This is a genomic window from Nocardia sp. NPDC004340 (assembly GCF_053602575.1).
Genome location: NZ_JBSGDW010000004.1, coordinates 379,069 through 399,563, shown reverse-complemented (window position 1 = coordinate 399,563; position 20,495 = coordinate 379,069). Strand labels below are relative to the sequence as shown.

The 20,495-nt window shown below is 69.2% G+C and carries 20 protein-coding genes; 12 read left to right on the top strand and 8 right to left on the bottom strand.

Going from position 1 to position 20,495, the window contains the following annotated elements:
- Nucleotides 1-7: 7 nt before the first annotated feature.
- Nucleotides 8-1,285 carry a hypothetical protein gene (locus tag ACWEOI_RS18420; RefSeq protein WP_452360347.1) on the bottom strand — a complete coding sequence of 426 codons (1,278 nt, stop codon included), beginning with the start codon at nucleotides 1,283-1,285 and terminating at the stop codon, nucleotides 8-10.
- Between the two features lie 224 nt (nucleotides 1,286-1,509).
- Here ACWEOI_RS18420 and pdxS point away from each other — a divergent pair, with 224 nt between their 5' ends.
- The 3 genes from pdxS to ACWEOI_RS18405 all read left to right on the top strand — a co-directional run bounded on the left by pdxS (nucleotide 1,510) and on the right by ACWEOI_RS18405 (nucleotide 4,124).
- Nucleotides 1,510-2,412 carry a pyridoxal 5'-phosphate synthase lyase subunit PdxS gene (gene pdxS, locus ACWEOI_RS18415; RefSeq protein WP_357083676.1) on the top strand — a complete coding sequence of 301 codons (903 nt, stop codon included), beginning with the start codon at nucleotides 1,510-1,512 and terminating at the stop codon, nucleotides 2,410-2,412.
- A 339-nt stretch (nucleotides 2,413-2,751) separates the two neighbouring features.
- Entirely contained in the window at nucleotides 2,752-3,594 is an 843-nt protein-coding gene (locus tag ACWEOI_RS18410; RefSeq protein WP_433672676.1) for an MHYT domain-containing protein, read from the top strand.
- Nucleotides 3,595-3,683: 89 nt separating this feature from the next.
- Nucleotides 3,684-4,124, top strand: coding sequence for an SRPBCC family protein (locus ACWEOI_RS18405; RefSeq protein ID WP_404204632.1), 441 nt, complete (start codon nucleotides 3,684-3,686; stop codon nucleotides 4,122-4,124).
- Between the two features lie 19 nt (nucleotides 4,125-4,143).
- On the opposite strand, the gene ACWEOI_RS18400 is transcribed toward ACWEOI_RS18405, so the two are convergent.
- The 3 genes from ACWEOI_RS18400 to ACWEOI_RS18390 form a co-directional block, all read right to left on the bottom strand.
- Nucleotides 4,144-4,755 (bottom strand): hypothetical protein, encoded by a 612-nt coding sequence (locus tag ACWEOI_RS18400; protein ID WP_452360346.1) that lies wholly within the window; start codon nucleotides 4,753-4,755, stop codon nucleotides 4,144-4,146.
- A gap of 70 nt (nucleotides 4,756-4,825) precedes the next feature.
- Entirely contained in the window at nucleotides 4,826-5,632 is an 807-nt protein-coding gene (locus tag ACWEOI_RS18395; protein WP_433673325.1) for a PaaX family transcriptional regulator C-terminal domain-containing protein, read from the bottom strand.
- 53 nt (nucleotides 5,633-5,685) lie between these two features.
- Nucleotides 5,686-6,906, bottom strand: a complete 1,221-nt coding sequence (locus ACWEOI_RS18390) for a saccharopine dehydrogenase family protein (protein ID WP_452360345.1) — start codon at nucleotides 6,904-6,906, stop codon at nucleotides 5,686-5,688.
- Between the two features lie 231 nt (nucleotides 6,907-7,137).
- Between ACWEOI_RS18390 and ACWEOI_RS18385 the strand changes: the two genes are divergently transcribed.
- Nucleotides 7,138-7,989, top strand: a complete 852-nt coding sequence (locus tag ACWEOI_RS18385; protein WP_433672679.1) for an acyl-CoA thioesterase domain-containing protein — start codon at nucleotides 7,138-7,140, stop codon at nucleotides 7,987-7,989.
- Nucleotides 7,990-8,049: 60 nt separating this feature from the next.
- Here the strand turns inward: ACWEOI_RS18385 and ACWEOI_RS18380 are convergent, their stop codons facing one another.
- Nucleotides 8,050-9,741, bottom strand: coding sequence for an amino acid permease (locus ACWEOI_RS18380; RefSeq protein ID WP_433673326.1), 1,692 nt, complete (start codon nucleotides 9,739-9,741; stop codon nucleotides 8,050-8,052).
- 223 nt (nucleotides 9,742-9,964) lie between these two features.
- On the opposite strand from ACWEOI_RS18380, the gene pdxT reads away from it, so the two are divergent.
- From pdxT to ruvB, 5 genes are all read left to right on the top strand, one after another.
- Complete coding sequence (pdxT, locus tag ACWEOI_RS18375; RefSeq protein ID WP_357084054.1) at nucleotides 9,965-10,588, top strand: pyridoxal 5'-phosphate synthase glutaminase subunit PdxT; 624 nt, start codon at nucleotides 9,965-9,967, stop codon at nucleotides 10,586-10,588.
- Nucleotides 10,589-10,641: 53 nt separating this feature from the next.
- On the top strand, nucleotides 10,642-11,394 hold the full coding sequence (locus ACWEOI_RS18370) for a YebC/PmpR family DNA-binding transcriptional regulator (protein ID WP_357083651.1): 753 nt from the start codon (nucleotides 10,642-10,644) through the stop codon (nucleotides 11,392-11,394).
- 171 nt (nucleotides 11,395-11,565) lie between these two features.
- Nucleotides 11,566-12,183 (top strand): crossover junction endodeoxyribonuclease RuvC, encoded by a 618-nt coding sequence (ruvC, locus tag ACWEOI_RS18365; RefSeq protein WP_452360344.1) that lies wholly within the window; start codon nucleotides 11,566-11,568, stop codon nucleotides 12,181-12,183.
- Nucleotides 12,180-12,785: a Holliday junction branch migration protein RuvA gene (gene ruvA, locus ACWEOI_RS18360; RefSeq protein WP_357083645.1), complete on the top strand. Its 606-nt coding sequence runs from the start codon at nucleotides 12,180-12,182 to the stop codon at nucleotides 12,783-12,785. Before ruvC ends, ruvA begins: the two co-directional genes overlap by 4 nt.
- Before the next feature lie 6 nt (nucleotides 12,786-12,791).
- Nucleotides 12,792-13,895 carry a Holliday junction branch migration DNA helicase RuvB gene (ruvB, locus tag ACWEOI_RS18355; protein ID WP_452360343.1) on the top strand — a complete coding sequence of 368 codons (1,104 nt, stop codon included), beginning with the start codon at nucleotides 12,792-12,794 and terminating at the stop codon, nucleotides 13,893-13,895.
- A gap of 51 nt (nucleotides 13,896-13,946) precedes the next feature.
- On the opposite strand, the gene ACWEOI_RS18350 is transcribed toward ruvB, so the two are convergent.
- Nucleotides 13,947-14,915, bottom strand: coding sequence for an NADP-dependent oxidoreductase (locus tag ACWEOI_RS18350; RefSeq protein WP_452360342.1), 969 nt, complete (start codon nucleotides 14,913-14,915; stop codon nucleotides 13,947-13,949).
- Between the two features lie 69 nt (nucleotides 14,916-14,984).
- On the opposite strand from ACWEOI_RS18350, the gene ACWEOI_RS18345 reads away from it, so the two are divergent.
- Nucleotides 14,985-15,968, top strand: coding sequence for a GlxA family transcriptional regulator (locus ACWEOI_RS18345; protein ID WP_452360341.1), 984 nt, complete (start codon nucleotides 14,985-14,987; stop codon nucleotides 15,966-15,968).
- Here the strand turns inward: ACWEOI_RS18345 and ACWEOI_RS18340 are convergent.
- Nucleotides 15,949-16,644 carry an FCD domain-containing protein gene (locus ACWEOI_RS18340; protein WP_433672684.1) on the bottom strand — a complete coding sequence of 232 codons (696 nt, stop codon included), beginning with the start codon at nucleotides 16,642-16,644 and terminating at the stop codon, nucleotides 15,949-15,951. The two genes, ACWEOI_RS18345 and ACWEOI_RS18340, sit on opposite strands and share 20 nt — an antisense overlap.
- A gap of 156 nt (nucleotides 16,645-16,800) precedes the next feature.
- Here ACWEOI_RS18340 and ACWEOI_RS18335 point away from each other — a divergent pair, with 156 nt between their 5' ends.
- Complete coding sequence (locus ACWEOI_RS18335) at nucleotides 16,801-17,940, top strand: acetamidase/formamidase family protein (protein WP_452360340.1); 1,140 nt, start codon at nucleotides 16,801-16,803, stop codon at nucleotides 17,938-17,940.
- Complete coding sequence (locus tag ACWEOI_RS18330) at nucleotides 17,940-19,118, top strand: amidase family protein (protein WP_452360339.1); 1,179 nt, start codon at nucleotides 17,940-17,942, stop codon at nucleotides 19,116-19,118. The genes ACWEOI_RS18335 and ACWEOI_RS18330 overlap by 1 nt, the downstream gene beginning before the upstream one ends.
- A 48-nt stretch (nucleotides 19,119-19,166) precedes the next feature.
- Here ACWEOI_RS18330 and ACWEOI_RS18325 read toward each other — a convergent pair whose 3' ends face one another.
- Nucleotides 19,167-20,450, bottom strand: a complete 1,284-nt coding sequence (locus ACWEOI_RS18325; protein WP_452360338.1) for an amidohydrolase family protein — start codon at nucleotides 20,448-20,450, stop codon at nucleotides 19,167-19,169.
- Between the last annotated feature and the right edge of the window lie 45 nt (nucleotides 20,451-20,495).

The window sequence follows — 20,495 nt, the reverse complement described above, 5'->3', positions numbered from 1 at the left end:
CGAGCGCTCAGCCGAAGAACGAACTGCGCACCGGGCCCGGTGAATTCACCGGGGTCCGGGAGCCCAGCAGCCAGGTGTCCCGGGTCGCGGCGACGAAATCGGCCAGGACCTGGTCGGGGTCGGGCGGAGTACGGTCGTCGCCCGAGTCCGGGGTGCCGTCGGCCTTCACGATCTCGCGCGCGATCTCGGACTCCGGGCGGGCATCGGCGGGCACCGATTCCGGGCCATTGCCGCCCAGGCGGGTGTTCGGGGCCCACGGTTCCACCGCTGTCTGGCACAGCAGGCCGCTGATGTCGGCGGCCACCGCCGACGGCCGGACCCAGTAGGTGGCGTGCTCGAACAGGATCTGCCCGGACGCGCGGGTGGTGAGGGCGCGGCTCAGGTCGGGGTCCAGGTCGGCGAGGGAGTAGGCCACGACGAGCGTGTCCGTCCGATCCGGCGTGAACTCGACCACCGGCAGACCGAGCAGTTCCGCCGCGGCCAGGCCGATGATCCGGTCGGACCGGTCCGGCAGCAACGACACCGAGGACGGCGTGAGCCCGGCGGAGCGGAGGATCACAGCGAGCCGGTCGAGGGTGTGGCGGCACAGTTCGAGCCGGTCACCCAGGTACGCCCACCGGCCGGTCATCCCGGCGTCGAAGCCGTAGGGCGACAGGGTCGCCAGGTAGCCGCCGGTGAGCGTGTAATGCCAGCCGCGCAGGTCGGCGCCGTCCAATGAGCTGACCGGGGCGACCCGGTCGGCGTGGAGCAGCATCCGGTGCACCCGGTCGCGGGCGGGCAGCCAGTCCTCGTCCTCGGGTGCGGGCAGCCGCGCGAATTCGGTGCGGGCGCGGTCCAGATCGCCCGCCAGGATCGAGTCGTATGTCAGCAGGTACCGCTCGGGGTAGGGGCGCAGGATCGATTCGTGCGCGAGCAGCGCCTCGACCGCCTCGGCGTGGCGGTGCTCGTCCTCGAACGCGTAGACCAGTTCGGAGAGGGCCAGATTGGGTTTGGTGGTGCCGGCGCGCAGGGCCTCCCGCAAGGCCGGGATCGCCGCGAACGGCACGCCGTATTCGATGCACTCGTAGCCGAAGACGGTCCAGGCATCGGGGTTGTCCGGCGCTCCCGCGGCGTCCCGTGCCGCCTCCGCGAGCTTGTCGAGGTCGGCTCGGTCCGCCAATTCGGCTGTGATCGAGGCCATTTCATGGACCGGAAGGGTGTCGGCGATCATCCGCAGCGTGCGTGCCGCGCCGCTCACATCGTCCGCGGCGAGCAGCGCGCGGACCTCGTGCAATTCACTTGTCATCGTCCTCGATCCTGGCGGGCGGGACGTGTTCGGGCAAACGAGTATTTGCGGCGCGGTAGCCCTGGAATTGTGACGCCCGTCATTCCGGTGCAGGTAGGCAGTCCAGTCGTGTCGGACTGGCTATGAAGTGGCCTGAACCCGCAGCCTAGAATCGTGGTGTTCGATTCCGAGCCGGTGTTCGATTTCAAACGATCCGATTGGCCCACATGACCCAGGAGTTTGCCGTGACCTCGCCTGACACCACCCCCACGATCGGTACCGCCCGCGTCAAGCGCGGCATGGCCGAGATGCTGAAGGGCGGTGTGATCATGGATGTCGTCACGCCGGAGCAGGCCAAGATCGCCGAGGACGCCGGCGCGGTCGCCGTCATGGCGCTCGAGCGGGTCCCGGCCGACATCCGCGCTCAGGGTGGCGTGTCCCGCATGTCGGATCCGGACATGATCGACGGCATCATCAACGCCGTCTCCATCCCGGTGATGGCCAAGGCCCGGATCGGCCACTTCGTCGAGGCGCAGATCCTGCAGTCGCTCGGTGTCGACTACATCGACGAGTCCGAGGTGCTGACCCCCGCGGACTACGCCAACCACATCGACAAGTTCGCCTTCACCGTCCCGTTCGTGTGTGGCGCCACCAACCTGGGCGAGGCGCTGCGCCGCATCACCGAGGGCGCGGCCATGATCCGCTCCAAGGGCGAGGCCGGCACCGGCGACGTCTCCAACGCCACCACTCACATGCGCACCATCCGCGCCGAGATCCGCCGCCTGACCTCGCTGTCCAAGGACGAGCTGTACGTGGCCGCCAAGGAACTGCAGGCCCCCTACGAGCTGGTGTGCGAGGTCGCCGAGACCGGCAAGCTGCCCGTCGTGATGTTCACCGCCGGTGGCATCGCCACCCCCGCCGACGCCGCCATGATGATGCAGCTCGGCGCCGAGGGCGTCTTCGTCGGCTCCGGCATCTTCAAGTCCGGCAACCCGGCCGAGCGCGCTGCCGCCATCGTCAAGGCCACCACCTTCCACGACGACCCCGACGTCCTGGCCAAGGTCTCCCGCGGCCTGGGTGAGGCCATGGTCGGCATCAATGTCGAGGAGATCCCGCAGCCCCACCGCCTCGCCGAGCGCGGCTGGTGATCCTCGCCGAGCGCGGCCGGTAATCGACTCGGCCGCAGCCTGATTCACACCGCCGGGTGGTCCTCGTGACCACCCGGCGGTTTTTCATTGTGCGCGAGGGACTTTCGGCCCTATTGAGTTTGCGGGGTGGGTGCTAGCTGTCAAGGGCGGCAGACGTGGCGCGCGGGCGGGCGGGGAATCGCCCATACCGGTGGCTACCTGCGTGCATACCGTCCAGCAAACTGTGATCGCTTTTCGGGCAGTGGGGTTCGGCAAATTTACTACCTGGTGTTTCGTGGCTAGTGTTCGGCTGATTCACCGGTGAACAGTCAAATATCGTGTTTCTGGCAAGGAGCCCGCATGCTGGCGATCGACCATTTCACCTATGGCTGGTTGACACCCGTTCTGGCCTATGTCATGTCCGTCACCGGCTCGTTGCTGGCACTGCGGTGCATGGTGCGGGCGCGGAATCAGCAGGGGCACGGCGGGTGGATCGTCACCGGGGCGATCGCGCTCGGTGGGACCGGGATCTGGGTCATGCATTTCATCGCGATGCTCGGGTTCTCGGTGCAGGACAGCACTATTCGATACAACGTGCCGATCACACTGCTCAGTGCCGCCATCGCGATGGGGGTGGTGTGGCTGGGGCTGTACATCGTCGTGCATCAGCACGGGGAGGCGTTCGCGTTGATCACCGGCGGCACCATCACGGGGCTCGGGGTGGGGGCGATGCACTACTCGGGGATGTACGCGATGAAGACCGATGCGATGGTGGCATACGACCCGTGGGTGGTGTTGCTGTCCATCGTGATCGCGGTGGTCGCCTCTATCGCGGCGCTCTGGTTCACGCTGCACGTGAGCGGCATCGTCTCCACGGTCAGTGCCGCGCTCATCATGGGTGTCGCGGTGTGCGGCATGCACTACACGGGGATGTTCTCCATGCACGCGCACGTGGCGGCGCACATGCACGCGCCGTCGGGGGCACAGCCCGCGCAGCTGCTGACGCCGTTGATCATCGCGGTCAGCATGGCGACCATGATCCTGCTGTTCCAGGTCGGGATCACCGAGATCGACGAGCCGGACCTGAGCCGCATCCGCGGGCAGTACGCCAGCCGGTTCTGGCCCGCGCGCCGCGCCGGGAGCCCGCCCATGGCCGACGAGTACCCCACCGACACCTTCGACGCCCGGCATCGGCAGTGGTGAGACACACCGCGACGGTCGTGGCCCGACGGTCGAGATGTTGATCTCCTGAACGCCCGCAGCGCTCCGCACACCCCGGGGAAAGGACCGTCATGCCCGCCGCGATCCGCACGGTGACCATCGCCCGCCCGATCGACCAGGTCTTCGCGTTCTTCGCCGATGCCACCAACAGCGCGCGGTGGCGCGGTGGCGTCAAGGAGATCACCGCCGAAGGCGAGCCGGCCGTGGGCACCGTCTATCGCCAGACGATCTCCGGGCCGGTCGGGCGCGGTATCTCCGCCGATGTCGAGATCACCGAGTTCCTGCCGAACCGGACGGTGGTGCTGCACGGCATCGCCGGACCGCTGCGGCCCACTGTCACCTACACATTCGTGCCGGTCGGAGAGGCGGCCACCGAAGTGACGTTCTCACTGTCGGCGCAGTTGTCCGGTTGGAAGAAGCTGCTCATGAGCGGACCGGTCCAGAGGACGATGACCGCGGACGTCTCGGGCCTGGATCGCGCCAAGACGCTGCTCGAAACCGGGGCGGCGTAAGGCTCTGTCAGGCCCCGGCTCAACCGGCCTGGACGGCCGGGCGGTCCGGGTGGTCCCAGGCGACGAGGACGTCGGCTCGTTCGGGGTGCTCGCGCTGGAATTCCAGCAGCCCGTCCACGGTGAACCCCTGCTCCGGATCGGTCCGCCGCCGCAGCGCCCCCTCCGACATGCGCAGGGCGACAGTCAGATCGAAGTCCAGGCCCCGGCCCAGCAGCATGGGACCGGCGACGAACAGCACCGTCGAGTCGGCGGCGTCCCGAATCCGGGCGCGGGCCGACCGGTCGGTGCGCTCATTCCACAAGGCGGGCAGGTATCGCCCGCTGTCACGAAGCGATTTCACGACTTCGCGATTCACGGCGGCGTAGTCGAACCAGCCTGTTCGATAGGTGAATTCGCTGTCCCGGTCGTACTCCAGTCGCACCGACGCCGGTCGTACGAAATCGTGCAGCGAGATCACCTCGGCCGGCCGGCCCCGCGTCCGCAGCGCTTCGGCGACACCGGTCGCCACCGTCAGCGGCTCGGCGGCATCCGCACCGTCCACCGCCACGACCACATAGCCCGGCAGCGTTCCGGCCCGGTCGGCGATCAGCGCCAGCAGCGCATCAGGTGTGAGTGCGGTGAAATCGGGCACGCATCCATCTTGCTGGAGGCCGCGCGCCGTGCGGTGGCGGGGCCGTGGTCTCCGGGCAGCTGATCCTTCGCTATGCGCCGGTGATCTCTGCGACCACCTCGGTGTACCAGCCGAAGAGCCGGATCGGCGGTAGGGGAGCGGCGTCGAGTTCGCGCCAGCAGTCGGCGACGGCGGCACGGGCGCGCGCGCCGATCCAGTTCGGGGGCAGCAGTTCCGGGGGAAGCAGGGGGTCGGGGTCGACGGCGAGGTCGAATTCGACTGCCAGCGCGACCGCGAGGGTGAGTTGCTCGGTCGGTGTCGCGGTGCGCAGGGCGGTCAGCGTCTGTTCGGCGAAGGACAGGAGTCGTTCGTGCCCGGCGGCGATCCGGTCCAGCGGCCACAGCCGCGCCGCCAGCTCGGTGGCGTCGGTGATGCCGCCGAAGGACAGATCGGTGGTGGTGAGTGTGGTGAGCCGGTCGCCGATGCCGAGTGTGGTTGCGACCCGGGTGATTCGGTCCTCCCAGGGGTGGGGCGTGACATACAGCCCGCCCTGGATGGGTGCGCCGCCGTGGTACACGAGGGCCTCGCGGATGGCGTCGCGGGCCTGCCGGTCGGATTCGGGGACGGCGAAGGCGGCCAGGTGCCAGACGCCGTCCCAGCCGACCTGTCCGCGGTCCTGGGCGTAGGCGAAGCGCAGGAACTCCGAGCCGGGTTCGAGGGCGGCGCGGGTCTCGGCGGTGGCGTGCAGCGTGGCTTTGCGGCCGCGGCCCTCGTGGGTGAAGCGGCCCTCGGCGACCAGGCGTTTGATGCACAGCCGCACCTGCTGGTCGGTCATGCCGAGCACGGCCGCGACATCGTAGAGTTCGCCGGCGTCGATGGTGGCGTCCTCGCGGATCATGCTCTCCACGAGGGTGCGCGTCGGAATCTCCGTCGCCGGGATCGGGCCGTCCACTAGGCGCTCCTCGAGGTGGGTGTCGCGACCGGTTCGGATTCGACGAGCACCGGCGACCCGCCGCCGAACGCCCGGCCCAGGTCGGTGAAGAACCGGCGGGCGTCGATGACGGTTTCGGGTGGATGCACGCCCGCCCGCCGGGCGGTGCCGTCGATGACCTGGGACATGCCCAGCGCCAACGGGATCCCGGTCGCCTGTGCCATATCGCCGAACAGTTTATCGACGCCGCCCGCCCACCCCGGGGCCAGGTGCGCGAGGACCCGGTGTTCGCGTCCGGCGCGTTCCCCGGTGAGCGCGGCGAAGAAGGGCGGCAGGGTCCCCGGCCCTTTCGCCAGCAGCGCGGTCGGGGCCGAGCGGGTCAGCCGCCGCAGGGTGGGCCGGGCGAGCTCCCGCGCGGCACCCTCATTGGTGAGCAGGCCCGCGTCGAGGTCGCGGCGCAGCGTGTCGAGGTAGGCGAGGGTCCACGGTGTCACGACCATGAGATTGGCGGCGTCGCCGACCGGTTTCAGGCTGCGGTGCAAGGTGATCGGCTCGGGATGGCCCACGGTGTACGCGGTGCCGTGCCGCCCACCGGGCAGGGTGAGCTCGACCGGGCGCAGGGGCCGCTGCGCGAGCAACCGGCCCGCCGTCACGGCCGTGATGCTGCCGCTGGCCTGCTGCATCCAGTGCACGGCCGCCGCGGTCGGGTGGCCGTCGGCGAGCAGTCCGTCCTCGGGTCCCGAGTCCGGAACATCCACGGGCCAGGCGGTATACGCGTCGAACACGGTGTCCAGTTCGGCCGCCGCCAGCGCCGCGAGCAGATTGCTGATGCCCGGGCTGGCCCCCATCCCCACCACCGCGCACACTCCGGCCGCGCGGGCGTCCGGATCGAGGTCGAGCATGTCGACCGTCGGTTCCCAGTCGTCGCAGATATCGAGATAGTGAGTGCCGGTGTCGATCGCGGCCCGCAGGACGGCCGGACCGAAACGGTAATAGGGGCCCACGGTGTTCAACACCAGATCCGCCCGGGTGAGCGCCGCGCGCAAGGCGGGTTCGTCGGTGATGTCGAGAGCCAGCGCCGAGACAGGGACGGGCGCGTCCGCGAGCCGCCCGGCGGCACGGGCGGCGGCGTCACCGTCGCGATCGGCGATCACCAGCCGTTCCACGCCGAGCATCCGGGCGGCGGTCTCGACGGCGGCCGCGCCCATCGCGCCCGCCGCACCCAGGGCGAGGACCTTCATGGCGTACTCCTTGTTCGGAACTCGATGGTTCGGGGGATGGCCGGCGTACTGGCGCAGCGCGCGCGATCACCAATCAGCCGACCGACAACACCAGGGCGGCAATGCAACTGGCGGCGAGGAGGGCGCGCGACTTCCACGACATGAATCTATCGTATCAGAAACGTTCGTTGTTAATTCGATAGATTATTGCGGTTGTTAGCCTGAGCGGGACAAACGCGAAGGGACGGTTGCATGGCGACGATCGAAGAGGCGCTCGAAATCGAGCAACTCGAACGCGACATCTTCCGCGGCGCGTCCACCAAGACGCAGCTGCCTCGCACTTTCGGCGGGCAGGTGGCCGGACAGGCGCTGGTGGCGGCCGTGCGCACGGTGGATCCGCACTATCAGGTGCATTCGCTGCACGGGTACTTCCTGCGGCCCGGCAACCCGGAGCGGCCCACCGTCTACATGGTGGAACGCATCCGTGAAGGTCGCTCCTTCTCCACCCGCCGGGTGACCGGGGTGCAGAACGGCGAGGCCATCTTCACCATGTCGGCGTCGTTCCATGTGGGCGACGAGGGCCCGGAGCATCAGGACGAGATGCCGACCGTGCCGCCGCCGTGGGACCTGCCCGACGCCAAGGAGTCCATGAGCCCGGAACGGCTGTGGGCCATGCGCGAATGGGAGCACTGGGACATCCGCACCATCCCGCAGGACGAGGTGGACCGCCGCGGCGGCCTGGCCGCCCAGCAGCAGGTGTGGTTCCGCTACCGGCACGCGCTGCCCGACGACCCGCTGTTCCACGTGTGCACGCTCGCCTACATGAGCGATATGACCCTGCTCGGCTCCTCGAAGGTCATCCACCCCGACGAGCCCACCCAGAACGCCTCGCTCGACCACGCCATGTGGTTCCTGCGCCCGTTCCGCGCCGACGACTGGCTGCTCTACGACCAGCAGTCGCCCTCGGCGGGCGCCGGCCGGGCGCTGACCGGCGGCCGGATCTGGAACCAGGCCGGGGAACTGGTGGCGGTCGTCATGCAGGAGGGGCTGACCCGCACCCTGAAGGATCCGCAGGCGCAGTCGTACCCGCCCGGAACCGCCTGAGCGACAGACGAATCGAGCGCGCCGCCGGTGGAATCCGGCGGCGCGCTCGCTGTTTCGGGGTCAGGCGGTCTGCACCCGCAGGTGACACACCACGGTGTCGGTCATCGTGCGCAGCTCCCGTTCCAGTTCGTCGCTGCGATGGCTGGGCAGCACGTGATTCCACCCGGCGGGCGGCTCGACCTCCGCGATCACCACCACCTTGCGGCGTCCGGTGAAATGGTCGGCGACATAGCGCGCCACCGGGCCGCCGACGGTCGAGTCACCGTCCTCGAGCAGCACCAGGCGCACGTCCGGATGCCAGGACTCCCATTCCTTGGTGAAGACGGTGATGTTCTCGCCCGGCAGGCACACGTGCACCGCGGTCACGTCCCGGCCCAGCGACATCGCCGCCGAGAGCGCCTCACGGCTGAGCTCCGACACCTCCGACACCGGCACCACGATCGCGGTCTCGGTGGCCTTCGGCTCGGCGGGCACGCAGCCCGCGCCCCGGCAGCCGTCGATGCGGGTGTAGATGGTGCGAATCCGTTCCATGGCGACCACCAGCAGCGGCAGCACCACCACGATCAGCCACGCGCCCTCGGTGAATTTCATTGCGGTGGTGACGATCAGCGCCACGAAGGTGAGGATCGCGCCGAACCCGTTGAGCGCCGCCCGCCACCGCCAGCCCGCGGTGCGCCCGCCCAGCCAGTGCCGGACCATGCCGACCTGGGCGATGGTGAAGCCCACGAACACGCCGATCGCGAACAGCGGCACCAGGGCGTTCATATCGCCGCCGGACGCGGTCAGCAGCACCGCCGACGAGACGCCCAGCGCCAGGACGCCGAAGCGGTACACCTGCCGCTGCGAACGCACCGCGAACCGGTGCGGCAGGCAGTTGTCGTCGGCCAGGATCTTGGTCAGCGTGGGCAGGCCGCCGTAGGAGGTATTGGCCGCGAGGGCCAGCAGGACGACGGTCGCGAACTGGACGATGTAGTAGGCGACGCCGTGGCCGAGCGCGGCCTCGGTCAGCTGCGACAGCACCGTTTCGCCCTCGACCGGGTGAATGGCGAACTTCCCGATCAGCGTGGCCAGGCCGATAAGCATGATGCCGAGCAGCACGCCCAGCGCGACCTCGGCCCGCTGCGCCCGCTTGACCTTCGGCTCCGCGAAGCTGGGCACCGCGTTGGCGATCGCCTCGACACCGGTCAGCGCCGCGCACCCGCTGGAGAAGGCCTTGAGCAGCAATAGGATTCCGATGGTGCGCGCGTTCTCGGCGACGGCCGCCCCGGTGGTCACGGTCGCCGGTTCCGACCGCAGCAGCCCGGCGACGATGACGGTGAAGATGCCCAGCACGAACACGACGGTCGGGGCCATGAACGCGCGGGCGCTCTCGCGGATGCCGTACAGATTGAGCACGGTGATGGCGGCCAGCACGGCCAGGCAGATCCACACCGTGTAGGGGAACAGCTGTGGGAACGCGGAGGTCAGCGCCGCCACGCCCGCGGCGATGGAGACCGCGACATTGAGGACGTAGTCCACGATCAGTGACGCCGCGGCCACCAGACTGGTCCGCCGCCCGAGCCGCGCCTTGGCCACCGCGTACGCGCCGCCGCCGTTCGGGAAGGCCGCGATGACCTGCCGGTAGGACGCGATCAGTACGGCCAGCAGCACCACGATGGCCAGCGTCACCGGCAGCGTGAAGCCGAGTCCGGCCGCGCCCGCCGCGGCCAGCACCAGCACGATCGCCTCGGGTCCGTAGGCGACCGAGGCCATGGCGTCGAGCGACAGCCCGGCAAGTCCGGTGGCGACGGTCAGTCCGTGCCGGGTGCGCCCGGAACGCGGCGGCGGAGCGTCGACTCCGCCGCGCGGTCCGGGCGAGGTTTGCGGAAGCACATCAGTCACATCCGGGAGTGTTCACCCGAAAGCCCCAGCGGACACTCGTCCTAACGGAACCCTGACGCCCTGGGTGAGCAGGGCCACACGCCCCGGCAAACGTATGCTCGACGGCGTGAAACCGACGATTGGTGTGCTGGCCCTGCAGGGCGATGTGCGCGAACACCTGCACGCTCTCGAGGCCTGTGATGCGCGGGCGGTCCCGGTGCGCCGGGAATCCGAGCTCGCCGCCGTCGACGGACTGGTCATCCCCGGTGGCGAATCCACCACCATCAGCAAACTGCTGGAAGTCTTCGAGCTGCTGGAACCGCTGCGGCAGCGGCTGCGCGACGGCCTGCCCGCCTACGGGTCCTGCGCGGGCATGATCCTGCTGGCCTCGGAGGTGCTCGACACCCGTCCGGACATGCAGGCCCTGCACGGCATCGATATGACGGTGCGCCGCAATGCCTTCGGCCGTCAGGTCGACTCGTTCGAGACCGATCTGGACTTCGCGGGCCTCACCGACGGCCCGGTGCGGGCGGTGTTCATCCGCGCGCCGTGGGTGGAGCGGGCCGGTGACGGCGTCGAGGTGCTGGCGCGGGTGCCGTCGGGTCCGGCCGCGGGCCGGATCGTGGCGGTGCGGCAGGGCAATGTCATCGCCACGTCCTTCCATCCGGAGGTAACCGGCGATCTGCGGGTCCACAAGCTGTTCGTCGACACCGCGGTGCGTCCGCGCGCCGGGGTCTGACGTACGCTCGAATGTCGGAAACCATTCAGCACCCTGAAACGAGGAAGTAGGGAATGAGCGGCCACTCCAAATGGGCCACCACCAAGCACAAGAAGGCCGGGATCGACGCGAAGCGCGGCAAGCTCTTCGCCAAGTTGATCAAGAACATCGAGGTGGCGGCCCGCACCGGTGGTAGTGACCCGGACGGCAACCCGACGCTGTACGACGCCATCCAGAAGGCGAAGAAGTCGTCGGTGCCCAACGACAACATCGAGCGCGCGCGCAAGCGCGGCGGCGGTGAAGAGGCGGGCGGCGCGGACTGGCAGACCATCATGTACGAGGGCTACGGCCCCAGTGGTGTCGCTCTGCTGATCGAATGCCTCACCGACAACCGCAACCGCGCGGCCGGCGAGGTGCGTCTGGCCGTCACCCGCAACGGCGGCAATATGGCCGACGTCGGTTCGGTGTCGTACCTGTTCTCCCGCAAGGGCGTCGTGGTGCTGGACAAGGCCGGGCAGTCCGAGGACGACATCCTCGATGTGGTGCTCGACGCGGGCGCCGAGGAGATCAACGACCTGGGCGACGAGTTCGAGGTGATCTCCGAGCCGAGCGACATGATCGCGGTGCGCAGCGCGCTGCAGAAGGCCGGCATCGACTACACCTCCGCCGAGTCCGGCTTCCAGCCGTCGGTCACCGTCCCGGCGGACGTGGACCTGGCCCGCAAGGTGTTCAAGCTGGTCGACGCGCTCGAGGACAGCGACGATGTCCAGAACGTCTACACCAATGTCGACATCAGCGACGAGGTGCTGGCCGAGCTCGACGCCTGACGTCAGCTTTCACGACGCGGGCCGCTTCCCTTCCCGGGAGGCGGCCCGCGTCGCGTTTCCGGGGTGCGAGTGCTGGATCCGGCCCCCGACCGGCCGTGTCGATGGACAATGTCGCGGCGGGGGTCCGTTAGACTCTCGAACAGTTGTTCGTTCACGGTGAGAGGGGTTTCGGTGCGGGTGATGGGCGTCGACCCCGGGCTCACCCGGTGCGGTCTGTCCATGGTGGTCGGCACTCTCGGCCGGCAGGTGTCCATGCTCGAGGTCGGCGTGGTGCGCACCCCGCCGGAAATGGATCTGGCGCAACGGCTTCTGCAGGTCTCCGACGCCGCCGAGGCCTGGATGGACAATCACCGGCCCGAAGTCGTCGCCATCGAACGGGTCTTCTCCCAGAACAATGTCCGCACCGCCATGGCCACCGCGCAGGCGGGCGGCGTGATCGCCCTCGCGGCCGCGCGCCGCGGCATCCCGGTGCACTTCCACACCCCGTCGCAGGTGAAGGCGGCGGTCACCGGCAACGGTTCGGCGGACAAGGCGCAAGTGACCGCGATGGTGACCCGTATCCTCGGGCTGTCCGTCGCGCCGAAACCCGCCGACGCCGCCGACGCGCTCGCCCTGGCCATCTGTCATTGCTGGCGTGCGCCCATGCTGGACCGCATGGCCAAGGCGGAGGCGATGGCCGAGAAGCAGCGGCGGCTGTACGAGGAAAGGCTTGCCCAGCAACGCGGTAACGGCCGTGGTGCTGGTTCCCAGCGTGGTGAATCTCCGAATCGGAAGGCGGTAACGCGGTGATCGCGTCGGTACGCGGCGAGGTGCTCGAGATCGGGCTCGACCATGTGGTGATCGAGGCGGCGGGGGTCGGCTACCGGCTCAACGCCACCCCGGCGACGCTGGCCGGATTGACCCGCGGCGAGGATTCCCGCCTCTACACGACCATGATCGTGCGCGAGGACTCCATGACCCTGTTCGGCTTCGCCGACACCGAGGCGCGAGAGTTGTTCGGGCTGTTGCAGACCGTGTCCGGCGTCGGCCCGAAGCTGGCCATGGCGGTGCTCGCGGTGCTGGAGCCCGAGGCGCTGCGCAAGGCGCTCGCGGAATCGAACGTGACCGCGCTGACCCGGGTGCCCGGGGTCGGCAAGCGGGGCGCCGAGCGCATGGTGGTGGAGCTGCGCGACAAGGTGAATCTGGTTCCCGTGCAGTCCGGTCCGCCCGGATCGGGTCCCGCGCCCATGGTCACGCCGGTGCGCGAGCAGGTGGTGGACGCGCTCATCGGGCTCGGCTTCCCGGCCCGGCAGGCCGAGGGCGCGGTCGACGCGGTGCTCGCCGACGAGCCCGGCATCGGCACCTCCCAGGCGCTGCGCACGGCGCTGGGCCTGCTCGGCAAGAATCGATAACCGGTCATGGCAGAGGATTTCGACGACTTCGACGACGCGGACTTCGACGCGGACGAATCCAGCGTCACCGCGAGCTATCTGCAGTCCGACGGTGAGATCGAGGCCAGCCTGCGCCCGAAGTCGCTCGACGACTTCATCGGCCAGCCGCGGGTGCGCGAACAGCTGGCCCTGGTGCTGCGCGGCGCGAAACTGCGCGGCGGCACCCCCGACCACGTATTGCTGTCGGGCCCACCGGGTCTGGGCAAGACGAGTATGGCCATGATCATCGCCGGTGAACTCGGCACCGCCCTGCGCCTCACCTCCGGTCCCGCCCTGGAACGCGCCGGCGACCTGGCGGCCATGCTCAGCAACCTGGTCGAGGGCGACGTCCTGTTCATCGACGAGATCCACCGCATGGCCCGCCCCGCCGAGGAAATGCTGTACCTCGCGATGGAGGACTTCCGCGTCGACGTGGTGGTCGGCAAAGGCCCCGGCGCCACCTCGATTCCCCTCGACATCGCCCCGTTCACCCTGGTCGGCGCGACCACCCGCTCGGGCGCGCTGACCGGCCCGCTGCGCGACCGGTTCGGCTTCACCGGCCACATGGACTTCTACGAGCCGCTCGAACTGCAGCAGATCCTCGAGCGCTCGGCTCGAATCCTGGGCGTGCGCCTGGAATCCGACGCGGCCGCCGAGATCGCCGGACGTTCCCGCGGGACGCCGCGTATCGCCAACCGCCTGCTGCGCCGCGTCCGCGACTACGCGGAAGTCAAGGCCGACGGCCTGGTCACTCCCGAAATCGCCCATGCCGCACTGGCGGTGTACGACGTCGACTCCCTCGGCCTCGACCGCCTCGACCGCGCCGTCCTGAGCGCCCTCATCCGCAGCTTCAACGGCGGCCCGGTGGGCGTATCGACCCTGGCCGTCGCGGTCGGCGAGGAAGCGACGACGGTCGAGGAAGTCTGCGAACCCTTCCTGGTGCGAGCGGGTTTGGTGGCCCGCACACCCCGCGGTCGCATCGCCACCGCCGCGGCCTGGGAACACCTGGGCTTGGTCCCGCCTCCGGACCTGGTCTTCGGTTCCATCGAGGTGCGTCGGCACGAACCGCAGATGGACCTGTTCGAACCGTAGGGTGGTGCGGCACCGGCCGTCTCGGGGACGGCCGGTGCGCGTCGCGAGCCGTCAGTCCACGGTGAGGACCAATTTGCCGACGGTGTGGCCGGTTTCGCCCAGGGCGTGCGCCGCGGCGGCCTCGGCGAGGGGGAACACTCCCGCGAGGGTGGGCCGCAACGCACCGGTCTCGGCGAGCTCGCGCAGCGCGTCCATGCCCGTGTGATCGGCCTCGACGAGCATGACCGCGGCACGGACGCCGAGCTCCTCGGCCGCGGCCTTCACGTGGTCGGCGCCCAAGGCGCGCAGCGTGACCAGGAGGCCGCCGGGGCGCAGCGTCCGCAGTGAGCGCAGCGCGTGGTCGGCGTCGATGGGGTCGAGAACCATATCGATACCGCGCAGCGTCTCGGCGAAATCGGTGGTGCGGTAGTCGAGTACCTCGTCCGCGCCGATGCTCCGCAGGAAATCGTGGTTGGCGGCACTGGCAGTGCCGATCACGTACGCGCCGCGGGCCTTGGCGATCTGTACGGCGAAGTGGCCCACGCCCCCGGCGGCGGCGTGGATCAGGACCCGCTGCCCGGCCACGACGTTCGCGGTGTCGATCAGGGCTTGGTAGGCGGTCAGGGCGGCCAGCGGGATCGCGGCGGCCTCCGGGTGCCCCAGATTGGCGGGCTTGCGGGCGAAGGCGCGGGCCGGTGCGGTGACGAATTCGGCCGCGGCGCCGTGCCCGTGCGGGTACGGCAGCATGCCGAACACTTCGTCACCGGGCTCGAACAGGGTGACGCCGACGCCGGTGGCGACGACCTCGCCCGAGACGTCCCAGCCCAGCACGTACGGGGGTGCGGGCAGGAACAGGCCCGCGCGGGCGCGGTGCGCCCAGTCGGTCGGGTTCAACGCGGTGGCGCGAACCCGGACCAGCAGCTCGCTCGGACCGGGCTGCGGCACCGGCACTTTCACCTCGTGCAGGACCTCGGGACCGCCGAGCACGTCCTGTCCGATGGCCGTCATGGTGGTGGGGAGGGTGTAGCGCTTGTCGCTCATGCCCTCAGCATGCCGAAAGGAGCCGATCCAGGAAATGGCATGATCGCCATTATTCGATAGGATCGTGCCATGGAGTCGGAGGTTGATCGGCCGCATACCGTGGTGGTGCTGGCGCTCGACGGGGTGTATCCGTTCGAGCTCGGCATTCCGAACCGGGTGTTCGGGACCGCGGACGGGCGGTACCGGGTGATCACCTGCTCGCTCGACGGGCGACCGGTGCGCAGCAGCTCGGACTTCGATATCGCGGTCGCGCACGACGCGCGCGTGCTGGAAACCGCGGACACCGTGGTGATTCCGCCGTGCGACGTGACTCCGATCCTGGAACAGGGCCTGCCGCAGGCTGTTTCGGCGGCATTGGCCTCGATCCGTCCTGGTGCGCGAATCGTGTCCATCTGCACCGGCGCCGTCGTGCTCGCCGCGGCCGGACTGCTCGACGACCGGCCTGCCACCACCCACTGGAACCTCGCCGACCGCTTCCAGCGCGCCTTCCCCAGCATCCGCGTCGACCCCAATGTGCTCTACGTCGATGACGGCGACCTCCTGACCTCGGCCGGCGCGTCCGCCGGAGTCGACCTGTGCCTGCACCTGATTCGCGGCGACCACGGCAGCGAGGTCGCGAACGCCGTCGCGCGGCGCTGCGTCGTCCCGCCGTGGCGCGAGGGCGGCCAGGCGCAGTTCATCGAACAGCCGGTCCCGCCGCCGACGGCCGCGGGCACCGCCGAGGCCAGGCAATGGGCACTGGAGAACCTGCACCGACCACTGACCATGGCCGACCTGGCCGATCGCGCACGCATGAGCGGCCGCACGTTCGCGCGCCGTTTCCGCGACGAGGTCGGGATGAGTCCCGGCCGGTGGCTGATCCAGCAGCGCGTGTTCCGGGCGCGCGAACTACTCGAATCCACCGAGCTTTCCGTGGACCGCATCGCCGGTGAGGTCGGGTTCGCGACCGGCGCCTCGCTGCGGCAGCACCTGCACGAGGCGATCGGCGTCGCACCGCTGGCCTATCGCCGCACCTTCCGGAGCGAGGCGGTGCTCACCGGCGTGGGCGGCTGACCTCGCGAACCTCGCGCAGGTGCTGTTCCATCGCCGCCGCCGCGCCCGGTCCGTCGTGGGCCGCGACCGCGGCGTAGATGCGGTGATGGCCGTCTATGGACAGGGCGCGGGCGTGGCGGGTGCGGTGGGAGAGGGCGCGGGTGCGGCGGGTCCAGTCGGTGGTCATGGTGCACAGGGTCACCAGCAGGGGGTTCTGCGCGGCGCGGGCGAGGAGGGTGTGGAATTCGATGTCGAGGCGCAGGGATTCGGCAGGGGAGAGTGAGTCGCTGGAGCGGGCCAGGACGTCGTCGAGGGACAGCAGGTTGGATTCGACGGCGCGCAGGGCGGCCAGCTCGGCGATCCGCGGTTCCACCAGGTCGCGGAGTTCGGTGGCGTGGCCGAGCTCGATATCGAGGTCCGCGAGCCCGCCCGCGAGATCACCTGCCCGGCGCGGGTTCTCGGTGACGGTGCTGCCCCGGCCCTGACGGCGTTCGATGAGCTGCTTGGATTCCAGCTCGAACATGGCCTGCCGCAACGAGGATCGCGACACGCTCAACCCGGCCGCCAGCTCCCGTTCCGGCGGCAGCCGATCCCCGGCCCGCAGTTCCCCGCTGGTGATCAAACCCTCCAGGTGCGCCGCGACCTCCGCGCTGACGCTGCGTGCGCGCCGGCGGAGCGGCGGAATCGATGCCGTCACGCCCCGAGTCTAAATCCCTTCCCAGGCAGACCATTTCGGGTAGGTAAAACGGCAGTTACGTTAGGTTTCGTGGCCCCGCATCGCCGGTCGGGCCGACTTATGGTCGGCAGATCGGATGGTCCGACCAATTCTGGCCGGGTAGGGAAGGTAGGGCGCGTGACGTCGATTGTGCGGGGGTTCGTCCCGGCGTTTCCGGTACTGCAACCGGGGGAGGGGATCGAGGGCGCCGGGTATCTGCCGGTCGACCCGTCCGCGGTGCTGTGGGGGCGGCTGCCGCGAGTCGGTGACACACCTGTCGCGACCGTGGAGGCGGGCGGGACCATCGTGGTCGACACCGTGAGTCACGAAGGGATTCTGGAGGATCAGGGGTCCGACCCGCTGGCCTACTTCGGGCGGCACGGGGTCGAACGGGATCAAGTGCTCGCCGATGCGGTCGAGGTGGCCGGAACCCGGCGGCGGGACTCGTTGGCGGGGCCGCACATCGTCACCGGGCCGATCGCCGTCGCGGGCGCGAAACCGGGGGACCTGCTTGCCATCCGGATCGACGCGCTGGCCATGCGCGCGCCCTATGGCGTCGTATCCACTCGGCACGCACGCGGTGTGCTCGCGAACAAGCCCGGGTTCGACGGCGATTACGGGCAGTTCTGCGCGGTCGAAGAACGAGGCGGGGCCTGGTACGGGACGATGCCGCTGCATCCGGATCGGCCGGGGCGGGCCGGTTTTCCGCTGCACCCGTTCCTGGGCATCATCGGTGTCGCGACCGATACGGATACGCGGGTGTCCTCGGTGCCGCCGGGGGCGCACGGCGGCAATATCGATATCCGGCGGCTGACGGCGGGGGCGACATTGTTTCTGCCGGTACAGGTCGCGGAAGCGCTGTTCTATATCGGGGATCCGCACTTCGCCCAAGGGAACGGGGAAGTGGCGCTGACGGCGTTGGAAGCGCCGCTGCGAGCTACCTTGACGGTCGATGTGATTCCGGCGGCGCAGGTGACGGCCGGTTTGGGGCGGGGGATCGGACCGTTCGCCGCCTCGCATGGGCTGCTGATTCCGACCGGGTTGAGTGCGGATCTGAACGAGGCGCTCGAACTGTGTGTCCAGAACGCCATCGAACTGGTGGTGTCGCTGTTCGAGGCTGATCCCCAGCAGGCGTACCTGTATCTCAGTGCCGCAGCGGATTTCAACATTTCACAGGCCGTGGACCAGGTCCGGGGTGTGCACGGTGAGGTACGGGTCGCGGACTTCACCGGACATGCCGCGACCGAGTTGGCCAAGCGCGTACTGGCGAGGATGTGATGACGACGGCACACGAATTGCCCGAGGAGACGGCCGAGTTCGATCCGCGGGTGTGGCGTGAGCGGGGTGCGCCGCTGGTGGCCGCCACCGGTGATGGGGTGCTCAGTGGACACACCGTGGCGGTGAAGGATCTCTACGCTGTCGCCGGATATCCACTCGGTGGCGGGGTTCCGGAGTTCCTGGGAGTGCCCTCGGACACCCATGCGGCGGTCGTGGCTGCTCTGCTCGCGGCGGGTGCCGATATCACCGGGATCGCGCAGACCGATGAATTCGCCTACAGCATCACCGGTGGCAATGGGCGGTACGGGATGCCGATCAATCCGGCTGCTCCGCAGCGGATTCCGGGTGGATCGTCGAGTGGGTCCGCGGTGGCGGTCGCGCGCGGGGAGGTCACCATCGGGTTGGGGACCGATACGGCGGGATCGATTCGGGTGCCCGCGGCGTATCAGGGGCTGTGGGGGATGCGGACCTCTCGCGGGAGCATTTCCACGGCGGGACTGCTGCCGCTGGCGGAGTCCTTCGACAGCGTCGGCTGGATGACACGGGACTTGGACACGCTGCGATCGGTCGCGGACTGCCTACTTCGCGAGCAGAATTCGGGACCGTACGAGCTCATCGTCGATCCCGACCTGTGCGCTGTGGCCGATGACGAGGTCGCGGAAGCCTGTATGAAGGCGGCCAGGCAGCTCGGCGCGGTCGACCACCGCCTGAATGCCGACCTCGAATCGTGGTTCACGGCGTTCCGGACGGTGCAGGCGTTCGAAGCCTGGAGGAACCACGGCGCGTGGATCTCGGCGCATCCTGGCTCATTGGAATCGGAAGTGGCACATCGGTTTCGCATCGCTTCGATGGTTACCGCAGATGAGGCGTTCACCGCGCGCTCGGTACTTCGGGACGCTGCGGGCGTACTCGGAGACGCCTTGCGTGGGCGGTTTCTTGTATTGCCGACGGTGGCTACGCTTCCGCCGCTTCGGCTGGCATCCGCTGGGGCGTTGGAGTCGGGGCGGGCGCGGACGTTGCATTTGACGTGTTTGGCGTCGATCGTCGGCGGGCCTGCGGTCAGCTTTCCATCGGGGAGGATTCGAGGAATTCCGAGCAGTCTGTGTTTGGTTGGGGCGCCCGGGATGGATTCGAGTTTGGTTTCGACAGTGGGTGAAAAGGTAAGGGATGCGGGATAGTTCGGGTTCCCGGCATGATCGTGTTCCCCGGTTTTCGTCTTCGAGTCTTCAGGGTTTTGGCTCAGGCCCCACGAGCTCCCGCACCCGAGTAGTCCGGGCGGTCAGCCGCCCACCCTTGAACACATAGTTCCGATCAGGCCGATCGAGCAGAGCATCCGCAACGCGATACGTCGACAGAACAACGAGATCGGCCGCAGCCCCCACCCGCACGCCATACCGATCCGCGATCCCGATGGTTCGCGCGGCCTCGGTAGTGGCCATCCCCAGAATCCGATTCAAGTCCTCGGGCCCCGAGAGATGCCCGGTCTGAGCCAGGAACAGCCCGATATCGAGCATGTCCGCATTCCCGTACGGAGTGAAGGCGTTCCGAATGTTGTTGGACGAGTACGCGGTGGTCACCCCGGCCTCCCACAGCTCCCGAATCGGCGCGATCCCACGACGCACATTGGTGGCGTCCGATCGCCCACCCAGATGCATATCCGTCGCGGGCAGCGGCACCACCGAGATCCCGGCCGATGCCAGACGCTCGAGCGTCCGCGCACGATCCGATGGCGACCGACCGGCCAGGGACGTCATGTGCCCCAGCGTCACTCGACCGTGCCGGCTGGTGAGCTCGGTGACCGAGGCGATGTAGTCCGCCATGGCGTACCGCGGATCGGTGGCGTCGTCGGCGAAGTCGGCGTGAATGTCCAGGGGGACATCGAATTCGGCGGCCAGGTCGAAGATGAGGTCGATGTGGCGGCGGCAGTCTGCCACGGTGCGCTCGTTGTACGCGCAGCCGCCGAGGACGTCGGCGCCCGCGTGCAGGCTTTCGCGCAGCAGGTCGAGAGTGCCGGGGGATTGGAGGATGCCCTCCTGCGGGAAGGCGACGATCTGGAGGTCCAGGCGATCCCGGTACTCCTCGCGCAGGTCGAGCAGTGCGGTGACGCCGCGGAGGCCGACGATCGGGTCGACGTCGGGGTGGGCGCGAATGGCGGTGGTGCCGTTGGCGATGGCCATGTCGAGCACGCGGCGGGCGCGGTCGCGGACGGCGGCCACGGTGAAACCGCGTTTGAGCTCGGCGGTGACACTGATGGCTCCGGCCAGGGTGCCGTCGGGGTTGGACTTCTCGGCGTCCAGGAGCGCCTTGTCGAGGTGGACGTGGGATTCGACGAGGCCGGGGATGACTACGCGTCCGGCGCAGTCGATCTCCTCCGCGCCGTGCTCCGGCAGTCGAGGGCCGATCGCGACGATGGCGCCCTCGGAGATCGCGATGTCGACCAGGTCCGCGTCGTCGGCGATGCGGGCGGCCCGCAGCAACAGATCCACCTGGCGCGGAGTCGAATCCGTCATGGCTACCTCCCGGAGCGAAAGTGACTCCGTTTGTATACGAGAGCC

Bases quoted from the DNA above. Each gene is read 5' to 3' on its own strand.
- ACWEOI_RS18345 (WP_452360341.1), top strand. From the start codon at position 14,985: ATGGAGTCGGAGGTTGATCGGCCGCATACCGTGGTGGTGCTGGCGCTC.
- ACWEOI_RS18420 (WP_452360347.1), bottom strand. From the start codon at position 1,285: ATGACAAGTGAATTGCACGAGGTCCGCGCGCTGCTCGCCGCGGACGAT.
- ACWEOI_RS18405 (WP_404204632.1), top strand. From the start codon at position 3,684: ATGCCCGCCGCGATCCGCACGGTGACCATCGCCCGCCCGATCGACCAG.
- ruvB (WP_452360343.1), top strand. From the start codon at position 12,792: ATGGCAGAGGATTTCGACGACTTCGACGACGCGGACTTCGACGCGGAC.
- ACWEOI_RS18330 (WP_452360339.1), top strand. From the start codon at position 17,940: ATGACGACGGCACACGAATTGCCCGAGGAGACGGCCGAGTTCGATCCG.
- ACWEOI_RS18350 (WP_452360342.1), bottom strand. From the start codon at position 14,915: ATGAGCGACAAGCGCTACACCCTCCCCACCACCATGACGGCCATCGGA.
- ACWEOI_RS18390 (WP_452360345.1), bottom strand. From the start codon at position 6,906: ATGAAGGTCCTCGCCCTGGGTGCGGCGGGCGCGATGGGCGCGGCCGCC.
- pdxT (WP_357084054.1), top strand. From the start codon at position 9,965: ATGCTCGACGGCGTGAAACCGACGATTGGTGTGCTGGCCCTGCAGGGC.
- ACWEOI_RS18410 (WP_433672676.1), top strand. From the start codon at position 2,752: ATGCTGGCGATCGACCATTTCACCTATGGCTGGTTGACACCCGTTCTG.
- ACWEOI_RS18385 (WP_433672679.1), top strand. From the start codon at position 7,138: ATGGCGACGATCGAAGAGGCGCTCGAAATCGAGCAACTCGAACGCGAC.
- ACWEOI_RS18395 (WP_433673325.1), bottom strand. From the start codon at position 5,632: ATGATCCGCGAGGACGCCACCATCGACGCCGGCGAACTCTACGATGTC.
- ACWEOI_RS18325 (WP_452360338.1), bottom strand. From the start codon at position 20,450: ATGACGGATTCGACTCCGCGCCAGGTGGATCTGTTGCTGCGGGCCGCC.
- ACWEOI_RS18380 (WP_433673326.1), bottom strand. From the start codon at position 9,741: ATGGCCTCGGTCGCCTACGGACCCGAGGCGATCGTGCTGGTGCTGGCC.
- ACWEOI_RS18370 (WP_357083651.1), top strand. From the start codon at position 10,642: ATGAGCGGCCACTCCAAATGGGCCACCACCAAGCACAAGAAGGCCGGG.